Below are 26279 nucleotides of genomic sequence, written 5' to 3'. Positions count from 1 at the left end.
TCAGTTTCGCGCTAGCGACCGACTCAGATGCCGACCGCGCCGGCGGCGACGAACACGCAGCCGATCACGGCCAGCACGATCGCGACGTCTCGTCGACGGCGCGATTGAATCCATTCGTGCAGCCTCGTCACCGCCCTGGCGGTCCAGTTGGGCGCCAGGAGATAGGCCACCAGCGGAACCTCCACGAGCGCGAAGGCCACCACGTTGAAGGCCACCAGCACGGCCACTTGGGTGAGTGCGGCGGCCCCGGAAGCCAGGATGACGGCCAGCGCGCCCAGATAGTCGACCGACGGCAGAGCGATGCTGAGGCCGGCGATCCCGGCGACCGACAATGAGTCGCCCTTCAGCAGCTTGGTGGCCGGCTGCGTCAATTGTGCGGACCGCGGGCCCAGTCGACCCCAGAGGTCCAAGGCGACGATCGCGGCGATGCACAGCACCAGCAGCCCGATCAGCAGCTGCACGCGGGGCACGGTGACGAAAGAATGTCCGAGCAGGATGCGTCGAAATACAAATAGGACGATCAGGCCCACCGTCGTTCCCATGGCGAATCCGCCGCACAAAAATGCGAATAGCTGAAGCGCCGGTCTCGGCCTGTTCAGCATCAGCACCGTCATGCCGATGCGAAATGGTTCGACACTGACGGCAAGCGCCATTATCAGGACTGTCGCCAGCATCAGGTAATTCTGGTGGTGCGCCCGCGCCGGGGCTAGGCGTCCAGCCGCGCGAATTGGTCCTGGCGATATTGCTCGACGCACGCTGCGCGACGGATTTTGCCGCTTGTCGTGGTGGGAATCGAACCGGACGGAACCAGGACGACGTCGCTGACGTTCACGCCGTGGGCGTTGGAGACCGCCGACGTGACCTCGCTGCGGACTCCGTTCAGCCGGTGCGCCAACTCCTCGCTGGCTTCGCCGCGCTTTTTCTTGACCTCGATGACGGTCACCAGCTGCTCGCTACTGTCCATCTGGACCGAGATCGCAGCAACGCGCCCCTGCGCGATCTGCTGGATCGTCGCCTCGATGTCCTCGGGGTAGTGATTACGGCCACGGATGATCAGCAGATCCTTGATGCGGCCGACGATGAACAGCTCGCCCTCGTGGATGAAGCCCAGGTCACCGGTGCGCAGCCACCGGTCGGCCGGGGTTCCGGGCGACGGGTCGTTGAGCGTCGCGCCAAAGCAGGACTGCTCTTCGGGTGGCTTGTTCCAGTAGCCCTCGGCGACATTCTCGCCGTGCACCCAGATCTCGCCGATCTGGTCCTTCGGGCATTCGCGGTACGTCTCGGTGTCGACGACTCGCAGCTCCGGCGCTCGCGGAATTCGGTAGCTGACCAGCGCGGAGCCCTCGCCGGGCGCGCACCGCTCGACCTGACCGACACCCAGCTCGCCGACGTCGAAGGTCTTGATCGGCCGGTCTTCCTGCCAGACACCACTCGCCACGAACACGGTGGCCTCGGCCAAACCGTACGACGGCCGCATCATGGTGTCTTTGAAGTTGAAGTGCGAAAACCGGTCGACGAAGCGCTGCAAGGTAGCCGGCTCGACCCGCTCGGCGCCGCTGATGATGCCCAGCACATTGCCGAGATCGAGACCGGCCAGGTCGGCGTCGGTCGTCTTGCGGGCGGCCAGGTCGAAGGCGAAGTTGGGCGCCGAGGACCACGCGTGGGCGCTCTTGGCCATCGCCTGGACCCAGCGTGCGGGCCGTTCGAGAAACGCCAGCGGGCTCGACAGCTCCGCGTGGTAGCCGCCCAAAATGGGCGCACAGACCCCGAGCACGAGGCCCATGTCGTGGTAGAAGGGCAGCCACGAGACGATCTCCGCCCCGGTCGGGATCTTCGAGTCCGCGAAGAAGCTACTCATCAGCTGCTCGAAGTTCACCGTTAGGTTGCGGTGCGACATCACCACGCCGGTCGGGGTGCGGGTCGAGCCGGAGCTGTACTGCAGGTACGCGATGTCCGGTACGTCGCCGACCGCGAGGCTCGGTCCGCCCTCGGCGTTCAGGTTCAGCGAGTCGATGGCGACGATCTTGGGAGCGGTGTCCATCCGTGACTGGTCGACGTAGTCACCGACGTCTTCTGCCGCGGACGTCGTCGTGAGAACAACCGAAGGCGCGGTGTCGGCGAACACCGCACCGACCCGGTCGTAGCTCGAGCCGCGGTGCGGCAGCGGCAGCGGAACGGCGATCAGCCCGGCCTGCATGGCTCCGAGAAACGCGCGGATGTAATCCAGTCCCTGCGGAGCCAGGATGACCGCCCGGTCGCCGACCGTCCCGTGGGCGCGAATCTCGCGCGCGACATTCAGCGTCTGCCGGGAGAGCTGCGACCAGGTCAGAGTCTCTCGAACGCCCGCATAGTCCTTCTCGTAATCGCTGAAGGTGAACGCGGCGTCATTGGGCCGCATGCTGGCGCGTCCGTGAAGCATCGAAAGGATCGTCGATTGAGACATATGTCGTCCGTCACTTCGTGTCGAATTGAGGATTCGGAGGCAGTGGTCAGTTTGCCGATTCGCTCGCGCCGTGCGAAAGCACCGACAGGGCACCGCTGAGCGCCTGGGATAACGGATCCGCACCGCCGCCGAACGTGGCTTGATTCGTCGGAGCGGTGACCACTGCCGGATCGAAACCGTGCACCGGGTCCACCTGAACCGGCGCCGTCGCCGGATCGTCGTTTCTAATGTAGCCCGCATTCACGCGCGGGATGAGTATCGCGTCGAGCTTGTTCAGCGTGTCCTCCGGAATGCCGATGTACTTCAACGGCATGACCAGCGGAAGATGCTGTTGCGGGACCATGATCGTGGTGTCCTTGGCGCCCCGCGCGTTGATCGTGGTCCTGATGTTCTGCGGCGGCACCATGCTGGCATTGGTGAATGCCACCGCGGTGTGACCGGTGGCCAGACCCATCAACGTGTTCGCGAACGCGAACATGTTGTCCGGGCGGTCCGGAAAGTCTGCGATCGAGTCGTAGGCGGCTACGAACCGGTTGGTGTCGTACTGACTCACGTACTCCGGAGTCATCACGAAGTCCAGCGCCGGCACATTGGCGCCGACCGGGTAGGTAGCCCGCAAGAAACTCTGGCCCCAGGCGTGCCGCCCGATGGGGTCCCCGAAGGTGGCGAAGTTCAGGGCGTTGGGCGGCGGAGCGTCAGGGGCCGAAGCCAGCCGCAACTGCTCGCCGTCGACCACGAACCCGCCCTCGGACAGGCCGATCGCCGTGCCGGGGCGACCGGTGGTCCGGATCGCGTTGTCGAGGTTGTCGACCCCGACGTCGACCGACTGGCCCACGCTGGGGCCGTCCAGGCCCACGCCCGGGAACTGCTGGTCGAGGTTGTCGATCTCCTGCTTAAGGCCGGGGAAGAGTCGTGCCAGCACGTGACCCTGGACCTGACCGGCCGGATAGCGGACGATCTGACGCTGCTGGCCTGGGAACCATTCAGCTCCCTCCATGCGGATGTAATTGTCGTAGGGGACACCCAGCACGTGCGCGCCGCCGAGGGCGTAAGCGGTTTGATCGCCCGGCGCTCCAGGGGAGGGGGGTCCGCTGATCTGCGGGCCGTCGGCGGATGCGGTCCCGACGCCGAAACATCCTGTCGCGCCGATAGTTACCAGCGCTGATACTCCTGCGAGTAGTTTCTTCATCCCTACTCCTGACCCGTTGGGTTCGTCTCGTAGTTTCACACACATAGGGGGTGGGCGCTAACTCGCGCGAGGCTGCGCGGGTATCGGAGCCGACCTCGACGACGGCCACCAGTTTGCCCGTCCCACCAGAGCCGCAATTGCGGGAACGGTGATCGTCCGCACCAGGAACGTGTCGAGCAGAATTCCCACGCCGATGACGAAACCGCCCTGGACGACGGTGCCGATGCTGGAGAACAGCAGGCCGGCCATCGAGGCGGCGAAAATCAGGCCCGCCGCGGTGATCACGCCACCGGTCGAACTCAGGGTCCGGATGATCCCGTAGCGCATGCTGTGCGGCGACTCGTCGCGCATTCGCGAGACCAGCAACATGTTGTAGTCGGCTCCCACCGCGACCAGCACCACGAACGCCAACGGGGGCACGCTCCAGTGCAGTTGCTGGCCCAGGATGAATTGGAAGACCACCGCGCCGATGCCGACGGCCGACAGGTACGAAACCACCACGGACGCAACCAGGTAGAGCGGCGCGACGATCGCCCGCAGCAGCACGATCAGCGTCAACAGCACGACTAACAGGGTCGTCGCGATGATGAACCGGATGTCGTGCTGGTAGTAGTCGCGGGTGTCCTTGAGTCCCACCGTGTAGCCGGCCATCGAAATCTTGGCGTCCGACAACATGGTGTTCGGTTGGGCGCCCTTCGCGGTCGTCAGGATCGCGTTGACTTGGTCCATCGCCTCCGTGCTGAACGGGTTCAGCTTCGTCTGCACCAGGTAGCGCACCGAATGGCCGTCCGCCGAAATGAAAACCTTTGCGGCGTCTTGGAACTCCGGCAACCGCAGCAGCTGGGCCGGGATGTTGAACCCGCCCATCGAGGGTTGCGCCGCGTCCTTTTTGAGCGACAGCAGGAACGTCGCCGATTCGCTGAGGCCGGCGCCCAGTTGCTTGACCTGGTCCACCAGCTGGTTCACCGCGTCGGCGATCTGGCGGCTGCCACCGGCGAACTGATTTGCGCCGCCCTGCAATTGATCCAGGTTCGCCTGCAGCCCCCCGGGCTGATCCATGCCCAGTGTCTTCAGCACGCCGGTGAGTTTCGAGATCGACGCTCGCATCCTGTCGGTCGAGGCCTTGAGCTCCTTCTTGTCCGGGTAGTCGCCCATCTGGCGAGCCAGGTCGTTGATCGCGTCGACGTCTTCTTGGTTCTGCGGACCGAGCAGCTGCTCGAACTCGCTACGCGTGTTGCTGCACGACTCGTTCAGGTCGCAGACTGGGTTGCCGCGCAGGGCGGTCAGCACTGGGCCGACCCACTCGACCAGGTTCTTGGCGCCGGTGTAGTTCCAGCCCATTTTGTTGCTGATCGCGTTCACGTGGTCGACGAGCTGAGCCGCGAGGTCCACCTCGTGGACCAGCGTCTCGCCGCTGTACTGGTCTTTCGTCGACTTGAACGTGTTGTCCAGTTCCTGGACGCTGGCGGCGAGTTCGCCGACCTGGCCCTGAACCTGTTCGAGCTTGTCGGCCAGCGTGACAGAGCCCTCGGACAGCTGGTTGAGGTCGTTGGTGTGGTCGTTGATCAGCGTGGATCCGCCGGCGAGGAACGACCCGATGGCGCCCGCCTGATACGTGGCCCGAAATTGCTCCGGCACGTTTCCGGTGGGTCGGGTGATGCCGCTGACCGCCGCGACGTTGGGCAGCTGGCTGACGCGGTCGGCCATCTGTTCCAAGTCGGCCAGAGCTTGCGGATTACGCAAGTCCTGCGGCGATTGGACGAAGATGTACTCCGGAATTGACTGGTTCACCGGGAAATGGCGATCCAGTGCGGCGTACCCGAGCGAGCTCGGGGCCGAGGCGCTCAGCGCCTTGCGGTCGTCGTAGTTGTAGCGGATCAGCCCCGCGCAGCTGGCCAGCAGGCCCAGCACGATCAGGCTGGCGAGCAAGTGGACCCGCGGCCGGCGCACGATGCGGATACCGGATCGTCGCCAGAACGGCGCGGTCAACTCGCGTCGCGGCTCGACCCAGCCGCGTGGACCGGCCAGGGCGATAATGGCCGGCAGCAACGTGACCGCGGCCAGGTAGGCGATGCCGACGCCGATTGCCGAGGCGATACCGACGGTCTGGAAGACACCCATCTGGGCGAAGCTGATCACCAGGAAGGTGATGCCGACGGTGCTGGCAGACGCGGTGATGACCTTGCCGATCGAGACCAGCGCCTTTCTCAGCGCGGTCTCCTGGCTCTCGCCCAACCTGAGGTAGTCGTGATATCGGCTGATCAGGAATACGGCGTAATCCGTTCCGGCGCCGGCCATGATCGCGCTCAGGAACACAATCGACTGGTTCGAAACGCCGGAGCCCGTCAAGAAGGAGTAGGCAGCCACCACCGCCTGCGCGATCACCAGTGACAACGCGATCGTGATCAGTGGCAACAGCATCGTGATGGCGCTGCGATACACGATCAGCAGCACGATGAGCACCATGACGCCGATTGCCAGTTCGATCGGCATCCGGTCCTGTTGACCGGCGACCGTGAGATCGGCGACGGTCCCCGCGGGCCCGGTGAGGTTGGCCCTCAGCCCGGTTCCGGCGACGGCGTGGTTGACGACGCCGGTGATCTGAGTGAACGCCTCGTAGGACCGCGGCGTGCCCAGTTCGCCCGCGACGCCGACTGGCAAGACCCAGGCCTTGTTGTCCTTGCTGGTGACGATCGACTTCAGCGGCGGTGTGCTGATGAAGTCCTGCAGCATGACCACGTTCTTGGTGTCTTTGCGCAGCGTGTCGACCAGGTTGCGGTAGGTGGTCTCGTCCGCGGGGGTAAGTCCCTTGTCGTCGGTCAGGACCACCAGGAGCAGGTCTTCCGAGCCCGCTTCGTGGAACGCCTCGGTCATCTTTCGCGCGGTGACGGCCGAGGGCGCATCACTGGGCAGGATCGCGAGCGGGTGTTTCTCGGCCATTTCGTTGAGCGAGGGGAACGACAGCGGCAATACCACCGCGATCGCGATCCAGGCCCCGATCACCAGCCAGGGCCATCGCACCACGAAGTCAGCTAGCCGTCGCATGTAAGTCTTCTTCCCGGTCGGCGAAGTCGTCCGCCCACGTCAGGCGACGCGTCCCCAGTGTCCGCTGTCGGCCACCCGCACGCACACTGCGCGCATTGCCTCCATGTACCGAGTGGCTGACTTCAGGGCGATCGGATTGTCGGGATGCATGATCGCCATCACCGTGCCCTCTTTGTAGCGGAAAATATAGATAGTCAGCTGGTAGGAGAATCGCCCATCAGGGTAGATCCCGATGTTGTCGGCCAGGCCCATATCGCCTGCCGCGAGAATAGCGTTGAGCGGAGCAGCCCCGCCATGCAGGAAGTTCGACACCGGAAAGTTCGGTTGCGGCCACTTCAGCCAAGGTGCCAGCTCCAACACGCGGTAATAGGGCACCCGCGCCATGTCCAGGCCTGAGTCGAACGAGGTCTGCGCGGCGTATGCGGCCTCGTTGAACGAGGTCGCGGCGATCGGCACGGTGATCGGGATCAGGCCGGTGAACCAGCCCTGGGTCATGAAGTTGTCCGCGCCGGTGCGCGAATCCCTCGGCGTGAGCCCGTAATACGTGAGAGCGCCGGTGAATTCGTGCTCGACCAGCCCGAGGCAGGCGAACAGGCCACCGACGAAGCGCGCGCCCGCCGTCCCACAGGCCGCTTCGAACCGCTCGGTCTGGGCGTCGGTCATCAGCAGCTCAGACGACATCTCGCTGCTGGTCGTCTTCTCCGGATCGCCCAGCGGAAGCGGGAACTCGGGGAAGCCGCCATCGCAGTTCTCGGCGAAGTCGAGCCATGCCTGTACGCCCGGTGAATCCAGCGTCAAGGTCGACGTGGATTCGCGCTCGCGAACGCAGAAGTCGTCGAAGCTGCCGGCGTCGGGAAGTTCCAGGGCCTCACCGCCGCTGCTCAGCGCGGCGTACATGCCGTTGGCTTCCATCATCGTGGTGCCGATCAGCGTCGCGTCGCCGTGCACGTGGTCCATCGCGACGAAGAAGGTGAATTGCCCCTCGCGTTGCACGATCCCGAACGTGAAACAGCCCCACTCCAGCGGATTGGGTATCGCGGTGGTGTGTTTACGGATGTCGTCGACGGTCATATGGCCCTGGTCGACGGGCTCGAATTCGATATCGGACGGGTCGGTGATGGTGTGCCTGATGAATTCGCCGTCGTCGGTGCGCTCGAACCAGCTGCGGAATGTGTCGTGTCGACGCAGGTAGGCATTCAGCGCGGTGTTCATCGCGGCGATGTTGCACTCGCCTTTGGCATCGCAGCTGGCAATGATCTGCCGGGAAAAGTTGAGTCCTGCGGCGTTGCGCTCGTAATAGTTACGTAAGTGCTGCCCCTGCATGTAGCTGACGGGCACCGAGCTGACCGGTGCTCGACGAGCCTTTTCCGCAGCGGTCGCGGTCGGGTGCCAGGAGGTGACGGTGCCCGGGGTTAGCGTCCACTCATTAAGAGAGCCGACCGTAATTTGCCCGATGCGCAAAAGATTGTCCTCCTCAGTTGGACGGCTCCGAGTCGGCCGCTCGTGCTGGCGGCGAGACCCAAGATAGCCCGCGCGGCTGTGAGTGTCGCCCGTCGTCGGTCGCATGTACACCGATCTTGACTGGGTTAATAATGGCAAGCAGTACGTCTATTGACAGGAACCGCCCGGCGTGCCAACGGGTGATGTGAGCCATACCCTGGGGTACGGTGCGCGGAGTCCGGCACTGCCGCCGGAGCGGTACTTGCAATCCTCGGGCGCGCGGACAAGTCTGTTGCGCATCCGGGCCGCGTGCGGCGACCGAATCTTCCACCAGTCCCCAAGCCGAGAGGACACCAACGCATGGCATCCGAAGGCCGGCAGTCACCTCCCCGTTTCGCGATCGTCGGTTATGCGGCGCGCTTTCCGGGGGCCGCCGACGCCGACGAGTTCTGGGACGTGCTGCGTGAAGGCCGCGACGCAATCTCGGAGGTGCCTGCCGACCGATGGGACGTCGACGAGTTCTTCGACCCTGACCCGGACACGCCGGGAAAGGTGGCGACGCGGCGGGCGGGTTTCGTCGATGACGTGACGGGATTCGACGCGCCGTTCTTTGGGATGTCGACGCGCGAGGTCCGGATGCTGGATCCGCAGCATCGGCTGCTGCTGGAGACGGCGTGGCGCGCGGTGGAGCATTCCGGCACCGCGCCAACATCTTTGGCGAATACGAACACCGGTGTGTTCGTCGGTTTGGCCACTCATGACTATCTCGGCATGGCATCGGGTGAGCTGACGTTCCCCGAGATCGAGGCCTACATGGCGATCGGGACGTCGAACGCCGCGGCGGCCGGCCGGATCAGTTTCCGGTTGGGCCTTCAGGGCCCGGCGGTCGCCGTCGACACGGCCTGCAGTTCGTCGTTGGTGGCCATCCACCAGGCATGCCAGGCGCTTCAACTCGGGGAGTGCGACCTGGCATTGGCCGGTGGCGCGAACGTTCTGCTCACGCCGGCGACGATGATCACGTTCTCCAGCGCGCACATGCTCTCACCGGACGGCCGATGCAAGACCTTCGACGCGGCCGCCGACGGTTACGTGCGCGGCGAGGGCTGCGGCGTCATCGTCATCAAACGTCTAGAGGACGCGATCAACGACGGCGACAACATCCGGGCCGTCATCCGCGGCAGCGCGATCAACCAGGACGGCGCGTCGGGCGGCTTGACCGTGCCCAATGGTGTTGCCCAGCAACGGGTTATCGCCGAGGCGCTGAAGCGCTCCGGCCTCACGCCGGCCGACGTCGACTACCTGGAGGCGCACGGAACCGGCACGTCGCTCGGTGATCCGATCGAGGCTCAGGCCGCGGGCGCCGTACTCGGTGAGGGGCGCAAGGACAACGACCCACTGCTGATCGGGTCGGCGAAGACCAACATCGGACACCTGGAGGCCGCCGCAGGCATCGCGGGCGTCATCAAGGTCATCCTGTCGCTCGAAAACGAGCTGCTGCCACCGCATCTCCATTTCGAGAACCCGTCGCCGCACATCCCCTGGGACCGCCTTGCGCTCGAGGTGGTCAAGGAAGCGACTCCATGGAAACGCAACGGTAAGCCGCGTATCGCGGGTATCAGCTCGTTCGGATTCGCCGGCACCAACGCCCACGTCATCCTCGAGGAAGCGCCCGCGAAGGCCCCGCAGATCGTGGACACCGACGCCCCGGCCGAGCCGGGTTCGGAGAAGCGGTTCAGCATCCTGCCGATCTCGGCGCGGACGCCCGACGCGCTGGTGCAGATCGCCGACCAGTACCGCAGCTGGCTGAACGCGCACCCGGAGGCCACCCTGGCCGACGTGTGCCTGACCGCCGGGGTGGGACGCGCGCACTTCGAGCACCGCGCTGCATTGGTAGTCAACTCCAAGGAATCTGCCAGCGAACTGCTCGGCGCATTGGCCGACGACCGCCCGGCGCCCGGCCTGGTGCGCGGTGTTTCCGACGCCACGCCCAAGACGGCCTGGCTGTTCACCGGCCAGGGCAGCCAGTACCCCGGCATGGCGCGCGAGCTGTACGACACCGAGCCGGTGTTCGCCGAGACGGTTGACCGCTGCGCCGCAGCGGTGGCCGAGGTGCTGGAAAAGCCTTTGCTGGACGTGATTTTCGACGTCGACGGCCCGGCCGCCGAAGAGACCCTTCGGCAGACCACCTACGCCCAGCCCGCGCTGTTCGCGGTGGAGATGGGGCTGGCCCGGCTCTGGCAGTCGTGGGGATTCGAGCCGGCCGTCGTGCTGGGTCACAGCGTCGGCCAATACTCGGCGGCCTGCGTCGCGGGCGTCTTCAGCCTGGAGGACGGCGCGAAGCTGATGGCCGAACGCGGGCGTCTGTTCGGCAGCCTGCCGTCGGGCGGTCGGATGGTTGCGGTGTTCGCCACCGCGGAGCGGGTCGAGAGCCTGACCGACCAGTTCCCGAGCCTGTCGGTCGCCGCGTACAACGGGGCCAACACCGTATTGTCCGGTCCCGCAGCCGATTTGGACAAGGCCGTGTCAACGCTGACCGCCGACGGTGTGCGCTGCGACTGGCTGGAAACCAGCCACGCGTTCCACTCGGCGCTGCTGGACCCGATCCTCGACGAGTTCGAGAAGTACGCGGACGGCTTCACATACGCGTCGCCGCAACGCATTCTGATCGACAACCGCACCGGGGCGGTAATCGGCCGCAGCCAGAAGATCGACGGCAACTACTGGCGTCGCCACGCGCGTCAACCGGTCGAGTTCGCCAAGAGCGTGCAAACCTTGTCGGACCTGAGCTGCAAGGTGCTGCTGGAGATCGGCCCGCAACCGGTGCTCACCGCCGCGGCGCTGCGCGCTTGGCCCGACCCGGCCACCACGCCGCGCGCGATCGCGTCGCTGCGCAAGAACACCGACGACCACCGTCAGATCACCGAAGCCCTCGGCGACGCCTACGCGCTCGGCGCTCTGCCCGACTTTGATGCCGTCCTGCAAGGTTCGGCGCGCAAGCTCGACCTGCCGACCTACCCGTTCCAGCACCGTCAGTACTGGTTCCGGGATAACCGTGAAATGCCGACGCAGCAGTCGCATGTGTCGTCGACCAGCGAGACCGTTCGGCTGCTCGAAGACGGCAAGATCGAGGAACTGGCCACGCTGCTCGGCGGGGCCGGTGACGACGGTCAGACCATCAGCGTCCTGACAAAGCTTGCGGCACAACATAATCAGCAGCGCAAGAACAGGTCGATCACCGATGCGCGTTACGAGTTCCGTTGGGACAAGCTCGACGCGGCGGCATCCGACCCGACCGAGTCGGCCACCTGGCTGCTGATCGGGGACAACGGCGACGCGGTGGCACCGTTGATCGAGGCGCTTACCGAGCGCGGTCAGAAGCACCGGATCATCGACCTGCCGGCATCCGATGCCGACGAGCAGGAGCTCGCGACGACCCTGCGGGCTGCGGCCGAGGAGTCGGCGGCGCTGCGCATCGTCGCCTTCTCCGCGGTCGAGTCCGACACCGTGCCGTCGCAGCGTTCGCTGGCGCGGGTGCAGCAGCAGGTTCTGGCCGGCACCCGGCGGCTCTTCCGGGCCGCGGCGGCCGCCGAAATGCGGGCTCCGATCTGGGTGGTTACCCGTGGCGGGCAACGTGTTACCGATACCGACACCGTCTCGCCCGAACAGACGGCGCTGTGGGGATTCGGCCGTGCCGCGTCGCTGGAGTTGCCCCACCTGTGGGGTGGCCTGGCCGACCTGGCTGAAGGCACCGCCGATGAGTGGTCGCGGGTGGTCAACCAGGCCGCGGCCGAACCGCGCCGCGAAGACCAGGTCGCCGTGCGCGGGCACGACGTCTACGTGCCGCGGCTGGTGCGACGGACCGCGCAGCCAAGCGCGGCGCCGCTGGCACTGCGCGACGACGCAACGTATTTGGTGACCGGCGGACTGGGCTCGATCGGTCTGGAGATCGCGGGATACCTGGCCTCGGGCGGAGCTAAGCACCTGGTGCTGACCAGCCGCCGCTCGCCGAGCGACGCCGCACAAAAGCGCATCGACGCGCTGACCGAGCAGCACGGCAGCGACATCCGGGTCGTCACGGCCGATGTCGCGGACGCCGACGACGTCTCGCGGCTGCTATCGACCATCAAGGCCGACCTGCCGCCGCTGGCCGGCATCGTGCACGCCGCAGGGGAGATCGACACCACCCCGCTGGCCGACCTCACCGACGCCGAAGTCGACCGGGTCTTCGCCGGAAAAGTCTGGGGTGCTTGGCATCTGAGCGAAGCAGCGCCGGAACTGAAGCTGGACTTCTTCGTCACCACCTCGTCGATCGCATCGGTGTGGGGCGGATACGGCCAGACCGCCTACGGCGCGGCCAACGCCTTCCTGGACGGGCTGACCTGGCGCCTGCGTGAGCAGGGCGTCGCCGCTGTCGGCGCGAACTTCGGTCCGTGGTCGGCGGGCATGGCCGACGCGGAATCGCGGGCCAAGTTGGCCAAACGCGGCATCAAGACCCTGTCGCCGGCCGACGCGCTCGCGGGCCTGGCCGACCTGATCTCCGTGTCCCGCGAGCACGGCGCGGCCTCCGGTGTGGTGGCTCGGATCGACTGGGCAAAATTCCTTCCGCTGTACCAGAACTCGGGCCGGCGGGCGTTCCTCGCCGAGTTGGAGCGAGAGGTGCCCGCCGCGGTGGCGCCGGTGACCACGGCGTCCGGCAAGACCGAACTGGTCGAGCGGCTCACCAATGCGCCTGTGCAGCAACGCCGCAAGCTGATGTCGGACTTCCTGCGCGACGCGGTGGCCGACGTGACCCGGGTCGACCCGTCCGAGATCCGCGAGGACGCGGGCTTTTTCGACCTCGGCATGGACTCGCTGATGGCTGTCGAACTGCGTCGCCGCATCGAGCAGAACGTCGGCAAGGAGATCCCGGCCACCTTGGCGATGGACCACCCGCGCCTGTCCGACACGGTCGATTATCTGCTCAGCGACGTGCTGGCGTTGACCGAGCAGAAGTCCGGACCGGCGGTCGCCACCGCGGTGGCCCGCTCCGACGAGCCGATCGCGATCATCGCGGTATCGTGCCGATTCCCGGGCGCCCCTAACCCGGAAGCATTCTGGGACCTGTTGTCCGGTGGCGTCAACGCGATCCGCGAGGTCCCCGAGGACCGCTTCGACATCGACGAGTTCTACGACCCGGACCCCGACAGCCCGGGCAAGACCTACACCCGCTTCGGCGGATTCCTGGACGGCATCGACGGATTCGACCCCGAATTCTTCGGCATCTCGCCGCGTGAGGCCGTCTGGATCGAACCGCAGCAGCGTCTGATGCTCGAGACGGTCTGGGAAGGCCTTGAGCGGGCCGGCTACTCGCCGGCGGCGTTGCGCGGCAGCCGAACCGGCGTCTTCGCCGGTGTAGCCGCCAACGAATACGCCCACCTGTTGTCGGCCGAGTCGATCGACAAGATAGAGCCGTACTTCATCACCGGCAACGCGCTCAACGCCATCTCAGGCCGTGTTGCCTTCGCGCTCGGGTTCGAGGGACCGGCCGTCGCGGTCGACACCGCGTGCAGCTCGTCGCTGGTGGCCGTGCACCAGGCCGTGCAGGCATTGCACTCCGGTGACTGCGATCTCGCGCTGGCCGGCGGGGTCAACGTCCTGCTGAGCCCGGTGACGGTGGTCGCCGCGTCCCGTGCGCGGATGCTGTCGCCGGTGGGGCAGTGCAAAACGTTCGACGCGTCGGCCGACGGCTACGTCCGCAGTGAGGGCTGCGGCATCCTGGTGCTCAAGCGGCTCAGCGACGCCCAGCGCGACGGCGACCGCATCGCCGCGGTGATCCCGGGTAGCGCAGTCAACCAAGACGGTGCGTCCAGCGGCCTGACGGTACCCAACGGCGGTGCCCAGCAACGGCTTATCGCGACGGCATTGGCCAGGGCCGGACTGTCCGGCGGTGACGTCGACTACCTCGAGGCGCACGGGACGGGCACTCCGCTCGGTGACCCGATCGAGGTCCAAGCGGCCGGTGCCGTATACGGCGCGTCCCGCGAGGCCAACCGCCCGTTGCTGATGGGGTCGGTGAAGACCAACATCGGTCACACCGAATCCGCGTCGGGCGCAGCCGGTCTGATCAAGGTCGTGCTGTCGCTGCAGAACAACGTGCTGCCGCAGAGCCTGCACTTCGACAACCCGTCGCCGCACATCCCGTGGGGCTCGTTGCCCGTGAAGGTCGTCGACAAGTCGACCCCGTGGGAGGCCAACGGCCGGCCCCGTCGCGCCGGTGTGAGTTCGTTCGGATTCACCGGCACCAACGCTCACGTGCTGATCGAAGAGGCGCCGGCGCCGCAGCCGCTGATCGTCGGCGAGCAGCCGACGGACGACGTTGTCGCACTACCGGATTCGGACGGCCAGGGCGAGTCGGTGAACGTGTTGCCGCTGTCGGCGCGTTCTCCGGAGGCGCTGGTCGAGTTGGCACAGCGGTACGGCTCCTGGCTGGACAACCACCTGGAGGCCGACATCGCCGAGGTGTGCTTGACAGCCGGGGTGGGACGTTCGCACTTCGAGCACCGCGCCGCTCTGGTGGTGGATTCGGCGCAAACCGCGAGTGAGGGCCTGGCCGACCTGGCTGCCGGCCAACTGCGTCCCGGCGTGGTCCGCGGGGAGTGCACCGACCGGCCGACCACGGCGTGGCTGTTCACCGGACAGGGCAGCCAGTACGCCGGCATGGCGCGCGAACTGTTCGATGCCGAGCCCGTTTTCGCCGAAACGGTGAAACGTTGCGCCGACGCGGTCAGCGATCTGCTGCCGGAGCCGCTGCTCGAGGTGATCTTCGCAACCGACCGCGAGACCGGTGGTAAGGCCGGAGAACGGCTGAAGCACACCTCATTTGCGCAGCCCGCGTTGTTTGCCATCGAGATGGGCCTGGCTCGGCTGTGGCAGTCCTGGGGCATCGAGCCCGACGTGGTGCTGGGGCACAGCGTTGGTCAGTACGCCGCGGCCTGCGTCGCGGGTGTATTCAGCCTCGAGGACGGCGTGCGCCTGATGGCCGAGCGCGGCCGGTTGTTCGGCAGCCTGCCCGCAGGTGGCCGCATGGTGGCGGTCTTCGCCGACCCCAAGCAGGTCGAGCAGGTCACCGGCGAATTCCCGAAGGTGTCGGTCGGCGCGTACAACGGGCCGAACACGGTGCTGTCGGGCCTGGGGGAGGACCTCGAACAGATCGTCGCCAAGTTCAGCGAGGACGCCGTGCGCTGCACGTGGCTGGAGACCAGCCACGCGTTCCACTCCGAACTGCTGGAGCCGGTGCTCGGCGAGTTCGAGTCCTACGCAAGCCAATTCGAGTTCGCGACGCCGACGCTGCCGCTGGTCTGCAACCGGACCGGATCCATCCTCACGGCGGAGACCCCGCTGGACGCGCAGTACTGGCGCAAGCATTCTCGTCAGCCGGTGCAGTTCGCCGAGAGCGTGCGTACCGTTGCGGCGCTGGGCTGCTCGGTGCTGATGGAGATCGGTCCGCAGCCGGTGCTGACCGGTGCCGCTGTACAGGTCTGGCCGGAGCACCTGGCCGCACCGCGCGCGATCGTATCGCTGCGCAAGGGGGTGGCCGACCGTCGCCAGATCGCCGACGCGTTGGCCAACGCCTATGTCAGCGGCCACCGGCCCACGTTCGAGGCGCTGCACCAGCACCATGGCCGCCGGCTGGAGTTGCCGACGTATCCGTTCCAGCGTCGTCGCTTCTGGCCGAAGAGCTCGGCGATCACGGTCGACGGCCCGGCGATGTCCGGATTGCTCGGCAGTGGAAAGGATCTGGCGTCCGGCGATTCGGTCTACACCAGCCGTCTGTCGGTCAAGTCGCAGCCGTGGCTCAACGACCACGTCATCTACGGCACCGTCGTCGTTCCCGGTGCCACGTATGCCGCGATGGCCTTGGCCGCGGTGGGAACCCCGGCGCACGTCAAGGAGGTCTTCTTCTACGAGCCGATCATCCTGCCCGAGAAGGCTTCTCGTGAGGTGCAGCTGACGCTGAGTCCGCTGGAGGAGGGCTGGAAGTTCCAGGTGCACAGCCGGCCGTACGGCGTCAAGGACGCCGAGTGGTCGCTGAATGCCGATGGAACCGCAATAGCCGGCGTCGGTGAGGAGCCGGAGTCAGTCGACGCGGAGGAGCCGATCGACGCGGCGATCGAGCGGATGGAGCGCATGCGTCCGCAGGAGTTGTTCGAGACGTTCGACGACATGGAACTGTCGTGGGGTCCGAACTGGTCCGGGTCGCTGAAGTCGTTGTGGTTGGGCGAAGGTGAAGCGATCGGTGACATCTCGGTCGGTGAGGAACTGTCCGAGAACCTCGGCACCGAGCCGATGCATCCGGTCCTGATGGACCTGTGCACCGGTGTCGCGTTCCCGGCGTTCCCGGCGCTGCGCGCGGCCGAACAGGGCGTGAGCGGCCTGTTTCTGCCGCTGCGCTATGAGCAGGTGACGCTGAAGGACAAGATGCCGCGCCGGTTCTACTGCCGGGCGAAGTGGCACACGAACGAACTCGACGGCGAAACCCAGGTGTTCGACCTCGATTACATCGATCGCGACGGCCGCAACCTGGGTGGGATTCGCGGCTTCACCGTCAAGCGGGCGCCGCGCGAAGCGTTGCTGCGCGGCCTCGGTGGCGATGCGACCCGGCTGCTGTACACCCTCGGCTGGCATGAGGTGCCACTGGCGGCGAGCGAGGAGGCCGTGACCCCGAGCGGCACCTGGCTGGTCGCCGGGTTCAGCGAACTGGCGGCCGCGCTGCCGGGTTGCATCCCTTTCGACCGGAGCCACGACTCCGAGCTACTGGGCCAGGCGCTCGCACAGGCGCACGAGAAGGGCATGCCGTACACGGGCATCGTCTGGCGCAGTTCCAGGCGACCGGCCGAAGAGTCGACCGCAGAGCAGATCTCGCGGCTGGAAGCCGAGATCGAGAACCTGCTCAGCGCCGTGCACACCGCGCAGGCCGACAATTCGGTGAAGCTGCCCGGCGGGTTGTGGATCGTCACCGAACGCGCGGTGGCCACCGAATCGGGCGAGCCGGTGGACGCGGTGCAGGCGGCGCTGTGGGGACTCGGACGCACGGTCCTCAACGAGGAGCCCGGACTGCGCAGCAAGCTGATCGATATCGACGGTTCGCCGGAGGCGGTGAAGCTGCTGACCGGCATGCTCGCCACTCCGGTTGACGAGCCGGAACTGGCTCTGCGCCAAGGGAAAGCGTTGGCATCCCGGTTGCTGCAGTGGTCGCGCAGCGGTCACCTCAGTGTGCCGCGCGCCGACGATTACGCCCTGCTCCCCACCGAGCGCGGCGCGATCGACAACCTGCGTCTGACCGAGAAGGAAGTGCTGCCGCCGGACGAGGGGTATGTGCAGGTACGGGTCGAGGCCGCGGGCCTGAACTTCCGCGACGTGCTCAACGTGCTGGGTCTCTACCCGGGCGACCCCGGGCCGGTCGGTGGCGACTTCGCCGGTACCGTCACTCAATTGGGCGAGGGCGTGACCGGACTGGAAGTCGGTCAGCGGGTCTACGGCACCATGCAGGGCGCGTTCGCCAGCCGGTTCAACGTGCCGGCCCAGTTCCTTGCTCCGATCCCCGACGGTGTGAGTGCGGTTGAGGCCGCGACTATTCCGGCCGCGGCGCTCACGGTGCGGCTGTCGTTCGACTGGTCGAAGCTGAATCCGGGCGACAGGGTGTTGATTCACGCCGCCAGTGGCGGTGTGGGGCTGGCCGCCATCCAGATGGCGCAACAGCACGGCGCCGAGGTCTACGCGACGGCGAGCACCTTCAAGCGAGCGACGCTGCGCAAGCTCGGCGTGAAGCATGTGTACGACTCGCGCACAACCGATTTCGCCGATCAAATATTAGAGGACACCGACGGCGCGGGGGTCGACGTAGTACTCAACTCCCTCACCAGCGAAGGGTTCATCGAGGCGACCGTGCGGGCCACCGCGAAGAACGGTCGATTCGCTGAGATTGCCAAGCGCGACATCTGGACGCATGAGCAGATGGCCGAGGCGCGGCCCGACATCGCCTACGAGATCGTCGCATTGGACACGGTGATGTTCACCGAACCCGACCGCATCCGCGACCTGCTCACCGAGGTGTCGGACGGATTGGCCAAGGGCGAGTGGACGCCACTGCCCGCCGAGATCTATCCGTTGACGGAGGCCAGGACGGCGTTCCGCCGCATGCAACAGGCCCGGCACATCGGCAAGATCGTCTGCCAAATGCCGACTCCGCTTGCGCCGCGGCCGGATCGGACCTACCTGATCACCGGTGGTCTGGGCGCCATAGGTCTGAGCACAGCGTCGTACCTGGCGCAACGTGGGGCCGGTGACATCGTGTTGACCAGTCGGCGTGAGCCGGACGCCGAGGCGCGCAAGACGATCGACGACATCACCGAGCGTTACAAGGCCCGCGTCCACACCTTCTCGGCGGATGTCGGTAACGAGTCGGACGTCGAGAAGCTGCTCGAGCGTATCCGCGGTGAGCTTCCGCCGCTTGCGGGTATCGCGCACCTGGCCGGTGTCCTCGATGATGCGCTGCTGGGCCAACAGGATCTGGACCGCTTCCGGACGACGTTGGCGCCCAAGGCGTTCGGCGCGTTCTACCTGGACAGGCTGACGAGGGACGACAAGCTCGACTTCTTCGTCGTGTCCTCGTCGGTGTCGAGCTTGCTCGGCCCGCCGGGGCAGGCCAACTACTCGACGGCCAACGCGTTGCTCGACGGTCTGATCGCGGACCGCAAGGCACACGGCCTGCCGGCCACTGCGATCAACTTCGGTCCGTGGGGTGGCGCCGGTATGGCCTCGTCGGAGGCTGCCAGCTCCAATATCAGTGCGCAGGGCCTGCTTCCGCTGGATGCGTCGGGTGCACTCGGTGCGCTCGCGGAAGTGGTTGCCAACGGCACCGGGCAGGCGACGGTCCTGAAGGCCAACTGGGCGCGGGCGGCGAAAGTCATGGGCAGCTCGCGGCCACCGATCCTGGATCTGGTGCTGCCCAGCGAAATGTCCGAGGTGGTCGACAGCGAGTTGCTCAAGCAACTGCAGGAACTTCCGGTATCCGAGCGGGCGACGTTCATCACCGAATTCCTGCAGCGCGAGGTGCAGGGTTTCCTGCGGCTCGCGCAACCGCCCGCGGCGACGAGCCGATTCCTGGATCTGGGTACCGACTCGTTGATGGCGGTCGAACTACGAAACCGGTTGCACAGCCAGTTCGGCGGGAAGTTCACGATCAATGCCACTGCGGTTTTCGACTACCCGACGATCGGCGGGCTTGGCGAGTACCTCGCGGCGCAAATGCCTGACGCGGAGTCGGAAGCCGTTGCTGAGCCGGCAGCCGTTGCTGAGCTGGACGCCGTTGCTGAGCCGAACGCCGTTGAAGGGCAGTCGGAGACGGAGTCCGAGCCAGCCGCCGAACAGAGCTGACCTCAGGCGGGTTCAGTCGGCGACGCGAAACGCCGCGTTGACCTTCGTCGGCTGAACCCGCACCACCAACTCGCCGGGAACGGCGTTGCGCCTACCGAATTCGCCGGCACGGTCGGCGCCCATATAGCGGCCGCTGATCCGCGTCGCGATGTCGAGCAGATCCCCGGCGCCGTCGTAGGTGGTAGCAATGCCTTGCACCTGAACGAACGAGAACGGCGGATGCGGGTCGTCGACGCACACCACGACGCGCGGATCTCGGCTGAGCGCACGGCCTTTCGCGCTCTCGGCACCGGTAGTGAACACCAGCTGGCCGTTGTCGACGATGAACCACACCGGAGCGACCAACGGCCGCCCATCGGACGCCAGGAATCCCAACATCCCGGTGCGGGTGCCGTCGGAAAGAAACGCGATGACTTCTTCTGAGAGGTCAGCCACCTCGGCCCTCAGAGCGTGACCACGTCGTAGTCGTCGACGTGGTCGATCAGCACATGCAGCTGATCTTGCGACGATCCCAGCGTGTGGTCGATCGCGGTCAGCCGCGCCGCGTAGTGGCCGACCGGGTATTCGTTTGTCATCCCGATGCCGCCGTGCAGCTGGATGGCTTCCTGGCTGATGTGGCGGCCCGAGCGGCCGATCTGCAGCTTGGCGCGCGCCGCGATCACCGGGTCGAAGTTGCCGTCGGCGACCGACATTCCCGCGTAGAGGTTCATGCTGCGTGCCAACTCCAGCGACACGTACATGTCTGCCGAGCGCTGGGTCAGCGTCTGGAATGTATTCAGCGTGACGCCGAACTGCTTGCGCTGCTTGAGGTAATCGGTCGTCAACCGCAGCGCCTCTTCCATGGCGCCGACCGCCTCGGCGCACAGCGCGGATTGGATGCGGACCAGGCCGTTGCGAATGGCCTTAGAATGCTGTGTCGCGTCATCGCCGAGCGGCTCGCCGGCCGCGTCGTCCAGGTCGATCTGCGCGCCGCGCTGGCCGTCGAAGGTGCGGTACGGATGGCGGCTGACCGCCTCGCTGTCGACCAGGAACAGGCCGACTCCACCGTCGGGCAGCTTCGCGCTGACGACCAAGGTGTCGGCTGAGTCGCCGGCCAGTACCGGGTTCTTGTGACCGCTCAGCACCCACGAATCACCTTGCTGCACAGCCGTCGTCGCGACGGTCTCGATGGCAGAGCCACGTGCGCCCGGCTCCAGATGCGCGAACGCCAACAACCGCTCACCCTCGGCGACCTCGCCGAGCAACTCCTTTTGGGCGTCATTGCCGATCTCGGCGATGATCGCGCCCGGCCCGAGCGCCGCATGCACGACGGGTTCCGGCGCCAGCCGTCGTCCGATTTCGGTGAGCACGGTGATCACTTCGATCTGCCCGGCCTCGTCGGGGTCGAATCCCAATCCGAGGATGCCGGTCTCGGCCAGTTGCTTCCACACGTCCTTGCTCCAGCCCAGGTCGGACTCGATGACCTTGATCCGGCTTTCGGCGTCGTAGCTCCGGGCCAGCAAGTCGCGGGTGGTGTCGCGCAACAGCGTCTGTTCTTCGCTCAGTTGAAAGTCCATGTCTATTCCTGCCTTACAAGCCGAGAATGGTCGACGCGATGATGGTGCGCTGAACTTCGTTGCTACCGCCGTAAATCGACGTCTTGCGGTAGTTCAGGTAATGCGGTGCGCTGCCCTGCGCCCACGACGGCGATGCGATGTCGTCACCGGCGTCGTACGGCAGCGCGTCAGGGCCGGCGACCTCGACGAGCAATTCGGTGGCGATCTGCTGCAGCTGGCTGCCGCGCAGTTTCAGCACCGACGACGCCGGGTTGGGCTTGCCGCCCTTCGAGCCGGACGCGACGCGCATCTGGGTGAGTTCCAGTGCCAGCAAGTCGTTTTCGGCCTCCGCGACCCGGGCCGCGAACAGCGGATCCTTGAGCAGGCCGGTGTCGGCGGCTCGCTTCTTCACGTCCGCGAGCCGGACCTTGGTACGACCGACTTGGGCGATACCGGTGCGTTCGTTCCCCAGCAGGAATTTCGCGTAGCTCCAGCCCTGATTCTCTTCGCCGACAAGCTGATTAGCGGGCACCCGGACGTCTTCGAAGAACACCTCGTTGACCTCTACGCTGCCGTCGATCAACTTGATCGGGCGCATCGTGATGCCCGGGGTATCCAGATCGATGAGCAGGAACGAGATGCCGGCCTGCTTTTTGGGTGCCTGCGGGTCGGTGCGTACCAGGCAGAAGATCCAGTCGGCGTACTGGCCGAGCGTCGTCCAGGTCTTCTGACCGTTGACGACGTAGCTGTCGCCGTCGCGCAGCGCGGTGGTGCGCAGCGACGCCAGGTCGGAGCCGGCTTCGGGCTCGGAGAACCCCTGGCACCACCAGATGTCCAGGGCGGCCGTCGGCGGCAGGAAGCGTTCCTTGATTTCCTGCGAGCCGAACTCGGCGATCACCGGGCCGACCATTTTGGCGTTGAAATTCAGTGGCTCTGGCACGCAGGCCAGTTGCATCTCATCGAGCCAGATCTGATGCTGGGCCGGCGTCCAGTCCTTGCCGCCCCATTCGAGCGGCCAGTGCGGCACCGCCAAGCCATGCTCGTTGAGGATCTTGTGGCTGGTCGCGATGTCGTCGCGGTCGAGGCCTTCGCCCGCGCGGGTCCGCTCCCGGATCTCCGCGGGGATCTTCGTCGTATAAAACTCGCGTAGCTCGTCGCGGAGGGCGGCTTCGTCCTTCGTGAGCGCCAGTTGCATGGCTGTCTCCTCTGCTGCATCTGTCGGACCTGTGTGCACGTTATCCGGCCGCCCAACCAACCAGTCAGGCGGCTCGACGCTGAATCGTTCATGCACAGTCGCCATTCGATTCACAGACGGCACCCGGGGAGCCCCGCGAGGCCGTCGTGGCGGTGGTGGGCGGCTCTACCGTCGGCGCATGCGAACAGAACTTCCCGCCGAGCGTTTGCACCGCCGACTCGGTGCCCAGCCGGGCGCGGACGAGGAATCCGACGACCGCGACGATGTCGACAACGACCCGAACTCCCTGCTGCCTCGGTGGGTTCCCGACGGTCCGGCGCAGGACGGCTGGTTGGCCAAGATCCGGGCTGACCCTGGTCGCGCGGGTGCGGTTGCGTTGGCGGCGGTCGCGGCGATCGCCGTGCTGGTCACCATCTTCACGCTGATGCGCGAACAGCCAGCGCCCGTCGCGTCGGCGAAGCTGCCGCCGGTGGACATGGCGGCCTCGGCGAGCCGCGACCCGAGCCCGTCCGCCCGGCCGAACCAGCCCGTCGTGGTCAGCGTCGTCGGCCTGGTGCACACACCCGGCCTGGTCACGCTGGCACCCGGTGCACGCATCGCCGACGCGCTGACGGCGGCCGGGGGCACCACCGACGGCGCCGACACCATCGGGCTCAACATGGCCCGCCAGGTCGACGACGGCGAGCAGATCGTGGTGGGGATCGCACCGGTCAACGGCCAGCCCGCGGTCCTGGGCAGCGCGGTGAGCCCGGGCTCGAGGGCTCCCGGGCCCACGAGTTCGGCGTCCCGCCCGGCCAAGGGCGCGCCGTCTCAGCCGATCAACCTGAACACCGCGACCGTGCAGCAGTTGGACACGCTGCCGGGAGTGGGTCCGGTGATGGCTGCCGCGATCGTTGCGTGGCGGGACGCCCACGGCAAGTTCACCAGCGTCGACCAGCTCGGTGAGGTCGACGGGATCGGCCCCGGACGCCTGGAGAAGCTGCGTCCGCTGGTCCGTGTCTGAGGCCGGTGGCGCAACCACCCGTCGCCGACCCGACCGCGGCGCGGCTGGATGCTCGCCTGGTGCCGGCGGCGCTGACCAGTTGGGTCGTGACCGCTGCCGGAATCATCTGGCCGATCGGCACGGTCGCCGGATGGATCTGTCTGGCAGCGGGTGCGGCGGGTGCGCTGCTGTCGCGCCTGCGGGCCGACCGGCCGGCGATGCGAGCCATCGGTATCGGCCTGGCCGCCGCGGGGGTGGTCGGGGCGGGCTTCGGATTCGCAATCTCGTTGCGGGTCGACGCGGTCGCGCACCACCCGATCACCGCGGCATTCGGCAGCACCGTCGAGGTGGCGGTCACACCGGTCGAAAGCGCGCGGTCGGTAGGTCGCGGTCATCTGCTGTTCCGCGCCAAACTGCGCCAGCTCGGACACGACGAAACATCAGGCCGCGCAGTGGTTTTCGCACCCGCGCGAGATTTCGGTGTGGTGATGGTCGGTCAGCCGATGCGCTTTCGTGCTCGCGTCGCGGCGCCGACTCGTCGCGATCTGACGGTCGCGGTGGTCACCGCGGTCGGTGCGCCGACGCTGGGTCGTGCCGGACCGTTGAACCGCGCCGCGTACGCGGTTCGCGCGGGATTCGCGGACGCGGCCCGTCGCGTGTTGCCCGCAGACCAGGCCGCCATGCTGCCGGCACTGGTACTCGGCGACATGTCGACGGTCACCCCGATCACCAGTCAAGAGTTCCGCGTCGCCGGCCTGACGCACCTGACTGCGGTGTCCGGCGCCAACGTCACGATCGTGTGTGGGGCGGTGCTGTTTTCGGCGCGCTTGATCGGCCCGCGGGCCGCAGTCGGTCTGGCCGGCGTCGCGCTGGTGCTGTTCGTCATCGTGGTGCAGCCCTCGGCCAGTGTGTTGCGGGCGGCGTTGATGGGCGCGATCGCGCTGGTGGGTGTGCTGTCGTCACGGCGCCGGCAAGCGGTTCCGGCGTTGGCCGCCACGGTGCTGGTGTTGATGGTTGTCGCGCCGCAGTTGGCCGTGGACGTGGGTTTGGCGTTGTCGGTAGTGGCGACCGCGGCGCTGGTCGTGATTGCGCCGATCTGGTCGCGACGCCTGGTCGCGGCGGGCTGGCCCAAGCCGCTGGCGGACGCAGTCTGCGTGGCCTGTGCGGCGCAGCTGGTGACCGCACCGCTGATCGCCGGCATCTCGGGCCGGGTCAGCCTGGTGTCGGCGGCGGCCAATCTCGCGGTCGCGGCGTTGGTCGCGCCGATCACGGTGCTGGGAAGCGCCGCTGCGGCGTTGTGGCTGTGCTGGCCGGCCGGCGCGCAGCTGCTGATTCGGTTCACCGGTCCGGAAGTGTGGTGGCTGCTGCGGATCGCGCACTGGTCGGCGAGTGTGCCCGGTGCGAGTGTGGCTGTGCCGTCAGGGTTTTCCGGCGTGTTGGTGGTCGGCGCGGCGGGACTGCTCGCGGTGCTGCTGTGGCGGTGGTGGTGGTTTCGGGCGGGCCTGGCGTTGGCCGTCTGCGCACTGCTGGCCTGGTCGCTGTCCGGTCTGCTGGCAGGGGTCGGCGGACCTGTCGGCCCGACGTGACACGATCAACCGGTGAGCCAGCAGGATTCGGCAGTACATCTCGTGCTCGGGGACGAGGCGCTGCTGGTCGAGCGTGCCGTCGCGGACGTGCTGCGGGCGGCGCGCAAGCGCGCAGGCACCGACGACGTCCCGGTGGACCGGGTCCGGGCCGGCGACGTCGGCGTCTACGAACTGGCCGAACTGCTCAGCCCGTCGCTGTTCGCCGACGAGCGCGTCGTCGTCTTGGAGGCCGCCGGTGATGCCGGCAAGGAAGCCGCCGAGTTGATCGCCAAAGCTGCAGCCGACGTGCCGGCGGGCACCGAGCTGGTCGTCGTGCATTCCGGCGGCGGGCGGGCCAAAGCCCTGGCCAATCAGCTGCAGAAGTTGGGCGCCCAGGTGTATCCGTGCGCGCGGATCACCAAGGCCGGCGAGCGGATGGACTTCGTGCGCAAGGAGTTTCGCGCACTGAAGGTCAAGCTCGACGATGACACACTCACAGCGTTACTCGACGCGGTCGGCTCCGATGTCCGCGAATTGGCCTCGGCCTGTTCGCAGTTGGTCGCGGACACCGGCGGGCAGGTGGACGTCGCGGCGGTGCGGCGCTATCACCACGGCAAGGCCGAGGTGAAGGGGTTCGATATCGCCGACAAGGCGGTGGTGGGCGACGTCGAGGGAGCGGTCGAGGCGCTGCGCTGGGCGATGCTGCGCGGCGAACCGCATGTGGTGTTGGCCGACGCGCTGGCCGAGGCCGTCCACAGCATCGGACGGGTCGGCTCGCTGTCCGGCGACCCCTACCGGTTGGCGTCGGAACTGGGAATGCCGCCTTGGCGGGTGCAGAAGGCCCAGAAGCAGGCGCGGCGTTGGTCCCGCGATTCGGTGGCCACCGCGATGCGGCTGGTGGCGGCGCTCAACGCCGATGTGAAAGGGGCAGCCGCGGACGCGGACTACGCCTTGGAGGCGGCGGTGCGAAAGGTCGCGGAACTCGTCGCCGAGTAAGCCGAGTAAGCGGACTAGCTGCTGAGCTTGTTCAGCGCGTGGGCGAGAGCGGACTTCTTGTTCGCAGCCTGGTTCTTGTGGATCACGCCCTTGCTGGCGGCCTTGTCGAGCTTGCGGCTGGTCGAGACCAGCAGCTCGGCGGCCTTGTCCTTCTCGCCGGCCTCGGCGGCCTCGCGGAACGCGCGGACAGCCGTGCGAAGCGACGACTTCACCGACTTGTTGCGCAGTCGCGCGCGCTCGTTGGTGCGGTTGCGCTTTTGCTGCGACTTGATGTTGGCCACGCGTAATTCCTCTTCAAATATCAGCGGCTTGTGATGTCACGGGTTGCCGGAGCGTATTGACGCTTGAGCGGCGACTGCTCAGGGTATCAGTCCGCCGTGCATTCCCCCAAAGCGAAGACGCTGACCCTGCGGAGCCGCACGATCTGATGCAGCATGTCAACGTGGCCGTTCGAACCGCTCCCGCCGAGACCAG

Annotated in this window: 13 protein-coding genes; 4 read left to right on the top strand and 9 right to left on the bottom strand. The window is 66.9% G+C overall.

Annotated features, from left to right (window positions below; all coding sequences use genetic code 11):
• Positions 1 to 23 precede the first annotated feature (23 nt).
• From A5658_RS01125 to A5658_RS01105, 5 genes are read right to left on the bottom strand one after another with little or no spacing between them, the layout of a single operon-like run.
• Positions 24 to 674 (bottom strand): GAP family protein, encoded by a 651-nt coding sequence (locus tag A5658_RS01125; RefSeq protein ID WP_067329917.1) that lies wholly within the window; start codon positions 672 to 674, stop codon positions 24 to 26.
• Positions 675 to 706: 32 nt separating this feature from the next.
• Complete coding sequence (locus tag A5658_RS01120; RefSeq protein WP_082992857.1) at positions 707 to 2443, bottom strand: AMP-binding protein; 1737 nt, start codon at positions 2441 to 2443, stop codon at positions 707 to 709.
• A 46-nt stretch (positions 2444 to 2489) separates the two neighbouring features.
• On the bottom strand, positions 2490 to 3632 hold the full coding sequence (locus A5658_RS01115) for a PE-PPE domain-containing protein (protein WP_067329914.1): 1143 nt from the start codon (positions 3630 to 3632) through the stop codon (positions 2490 to 2492).
• Positions 3633 to 3689: 57 nt separating this feature from the next.
• On the bottom strand, positions 3690 to 6677 hold the full coding sequence (locus tag A5658_RS01110; RefSeq protein ID WP_067329910.1) for an RND family transporter: 2988 nt from the start codon (positions 6675 to 6677) through the stop codon (positions 3690 to 3692).
• A 39-nt stretch (positions 6678 to 6716) separates the two neighbouring features.
• Positions 6717 to 8138, bottom strand: a complete 1422-nt coding sequence (locus A5658_RS01105; protein WP_067329907.1) for a condensation domain-containing protein — start codon at positions 8136 to 8138, stop codon at positions 6717 to 6719.
• A gap of 339 nt (positions 8139 to 8477) precedes the next feature.
• On the opposite strand from A5658_RS01105, the gene A5658_RS01100 reads away from it, so the two are divergent.
• Positions 8478 to 19532, top strand: coding sequence for a type I polyketide synthase (locus A5658_RS01100; RefSeq protein ID WP_067329903.1), 11055 nt, complete (start codon positions 8478 to 8480; stop codon positions 19530 to 19532).
• Positions 19533 to 19544: 12 nt separating this feature from the next.
• Here the strand turns inward: A5658_RS01100 and A5658_RS01095 are convergent, their stop codons facing one another.
• Genes A5658_RS01095 through A5658_RS01085 form a run of 3 tightly spaced genes read right to left on the bottom strand, consistent with a single transcriptional unit; the run spans position 19545 to position 22262 of the window.
• Positions 19545 to 19967, bottom strand: a complete 423-nt coding sequence (locus tag A5658_RS01095) for a PPOX class F420-dependent oxidoreductase (protein WP_067329899.1) — start codon at positions 19965 to 19967, stop codon at positions 19545 to 19547.
• An 8-nt stretch (positions 19968 to 19975) separates the two neighbouring features.
• A complete protein-coding gene (locus tag A5658_RS01090) occupies positions 19976 to 21088 on the bottom strand; it encodes an acyl-CoA dehydrogenase family protein (RefSeq protein WP_067329894.1) in 1113 nt (370 codons plus the stop codon).
• Between the two features lie 13 nt (positions 21089 to 21101).
• The gene (locus tag A5658_RS01085; protein WP_067329890.1) at positions 21102 to 22262 is read right to left on the bottom strand and encodes an acyl-CoA dehydrogenase family protein; all 1161 of its coding nucleotides are present in this window, start codon (positions 22260 to 22262) and stop codon (positions 21102 to 21104) included.
• A 178-nt stretch (positions 22263 to 22440) separates the two neighbouring features.
• On the opposite strand from A5658_RS01085, the gene A5658_RS01080 reads away from it, so the two are divergent.
• From A5658_RS01080 to holA, 3 genes are read left to right on the top strand one after another with little or no spacing between them, the layout of a single operon-like run.
• Complete coding sequence (locus A5658_RS01080; RefSeq protein WP_067329887.1) at positions 22441 to 23265, top strand: ComEA family DNA-binding protein; 825 nt, start codon at positions 22441 to 22443, stop codon at positions 23263 to 23265.
• A gap of 5 nt (positions 23266 to 23270) precedes the next feature.
• Positions 23271 to 24830: a ComEC/Rec2 family competence protein gene (locus A5658_RS01075; protein WP_067329884.1), complete on the top strand. Its 1560-nt coding sequence runs from the start codon at positions 23271 to 23273 to the stop codon at positions 24828 to 24830.
• A 12-nt stretch (positions 24831 to 24842) separates the two neighbouring features.
• Positions 24843 to 25805, top strand: a complete 963-nt coding sequence (holA, locus tag A5658_RS01070) for a DNA polymerase III subunit delta (RefSeq protein WP_067329881.1) — start codon at positions 24843 to 24845, stop codon at positions 25803 to 25805.
• Between the two features lie 14 nt (positions 25806 to 25819).
• On the opposite strand, the gene rpsT is transcribed toward holA, so the two are convergent.
• Positions 25820 to 26086, bottom strand: a complete 267-nt coding sequence (rpsT, locus tag A5658_RS01065) for a 30S ribosomal protein S20 (protein WP_067329878.1) — start codon at positions 26084 to 26086, stop codon at positions 25820 to 25822.
• Between the last annotated feature and the right edge of the window lie 193 nt (positions 26087 to 26279).

This window comes from Mycobacterium sp. 1245111.1 (genome assembly GCF_001673405.1).
GTDB lineage: Bacteria > Actinomycetota > Actinomycetes > Mycobacteriales > Mycobacteriaceae > Mycobacterium.
The sequence above is the reverse complement of the archived record's forward strand: the minus strand, read 5'-3'. Positions and strand labels throughout refer to the sequence as shown.

What these genes read in the sequence shown, in the direction of transcription:
- A5658_RS01090 (WP_067329894.1), bottom strand. Translation starts at nt 21,088, where the DNA reads ATGGACTTTCAACTGAGCGAAGAACAGACGCTGTTGCGCGACACCACC.
- A5658_RS01080 (WP_067329887.1), top strand. Translation starts at nt 22,441, where the DNA reads ATGCGAACAGAACTTCCCGCCGAGCGTTTGCACCGCCGACTCGGTGCC.
- A5658_RS01100 (WP_067329903.1), top strand. Translation starts at nt 8,478, where the DNA reads ATGGCATCCGAAGGCCGGCAGTCACCTCCCCGTTTCGCGATCGTCGGT.
- A5658_RS01120 (WP_082992857.1), bottom strand. Translation starts at nt 2,443, where the DNA reads ATGTCTCAATCGACGATCCTTTCGATGCTTCACGGACGCGCCAGCATG.
- A5658_RS01115 (WP_067329914.1), bottom strand. Translation starts at nt 3,632, where the DNA reads ATGAAGAAACTACTCGCAGGAGTATCAGCGCTGGTAACTATCGGCGCG.
- A5658_RS01085 (WP_067329890.1), bottom strand. Translation starts at nt 22,262, where the DNA reads ATGCAACTGGCGCTCACGAAGGACGAAGCCGCCCTCCGCGACGAGCTA.
- A5658_RS01125 (WP_067329917.1), bottom strand. Translation starts at nt 674, where the DNA reads ATGCTGGCGACAGTCCTGATAATGGCGCTTGCCGTCAGTGTCGAACCA.
- A5658_RS01110 (WP_067329910.1), bottom strand. Translation starts at nt 6,677, where the DNA reads ATGCGACGGCTAGCTGACTTCGTGGTGCGATGGCCCTGGCTGGTGATC.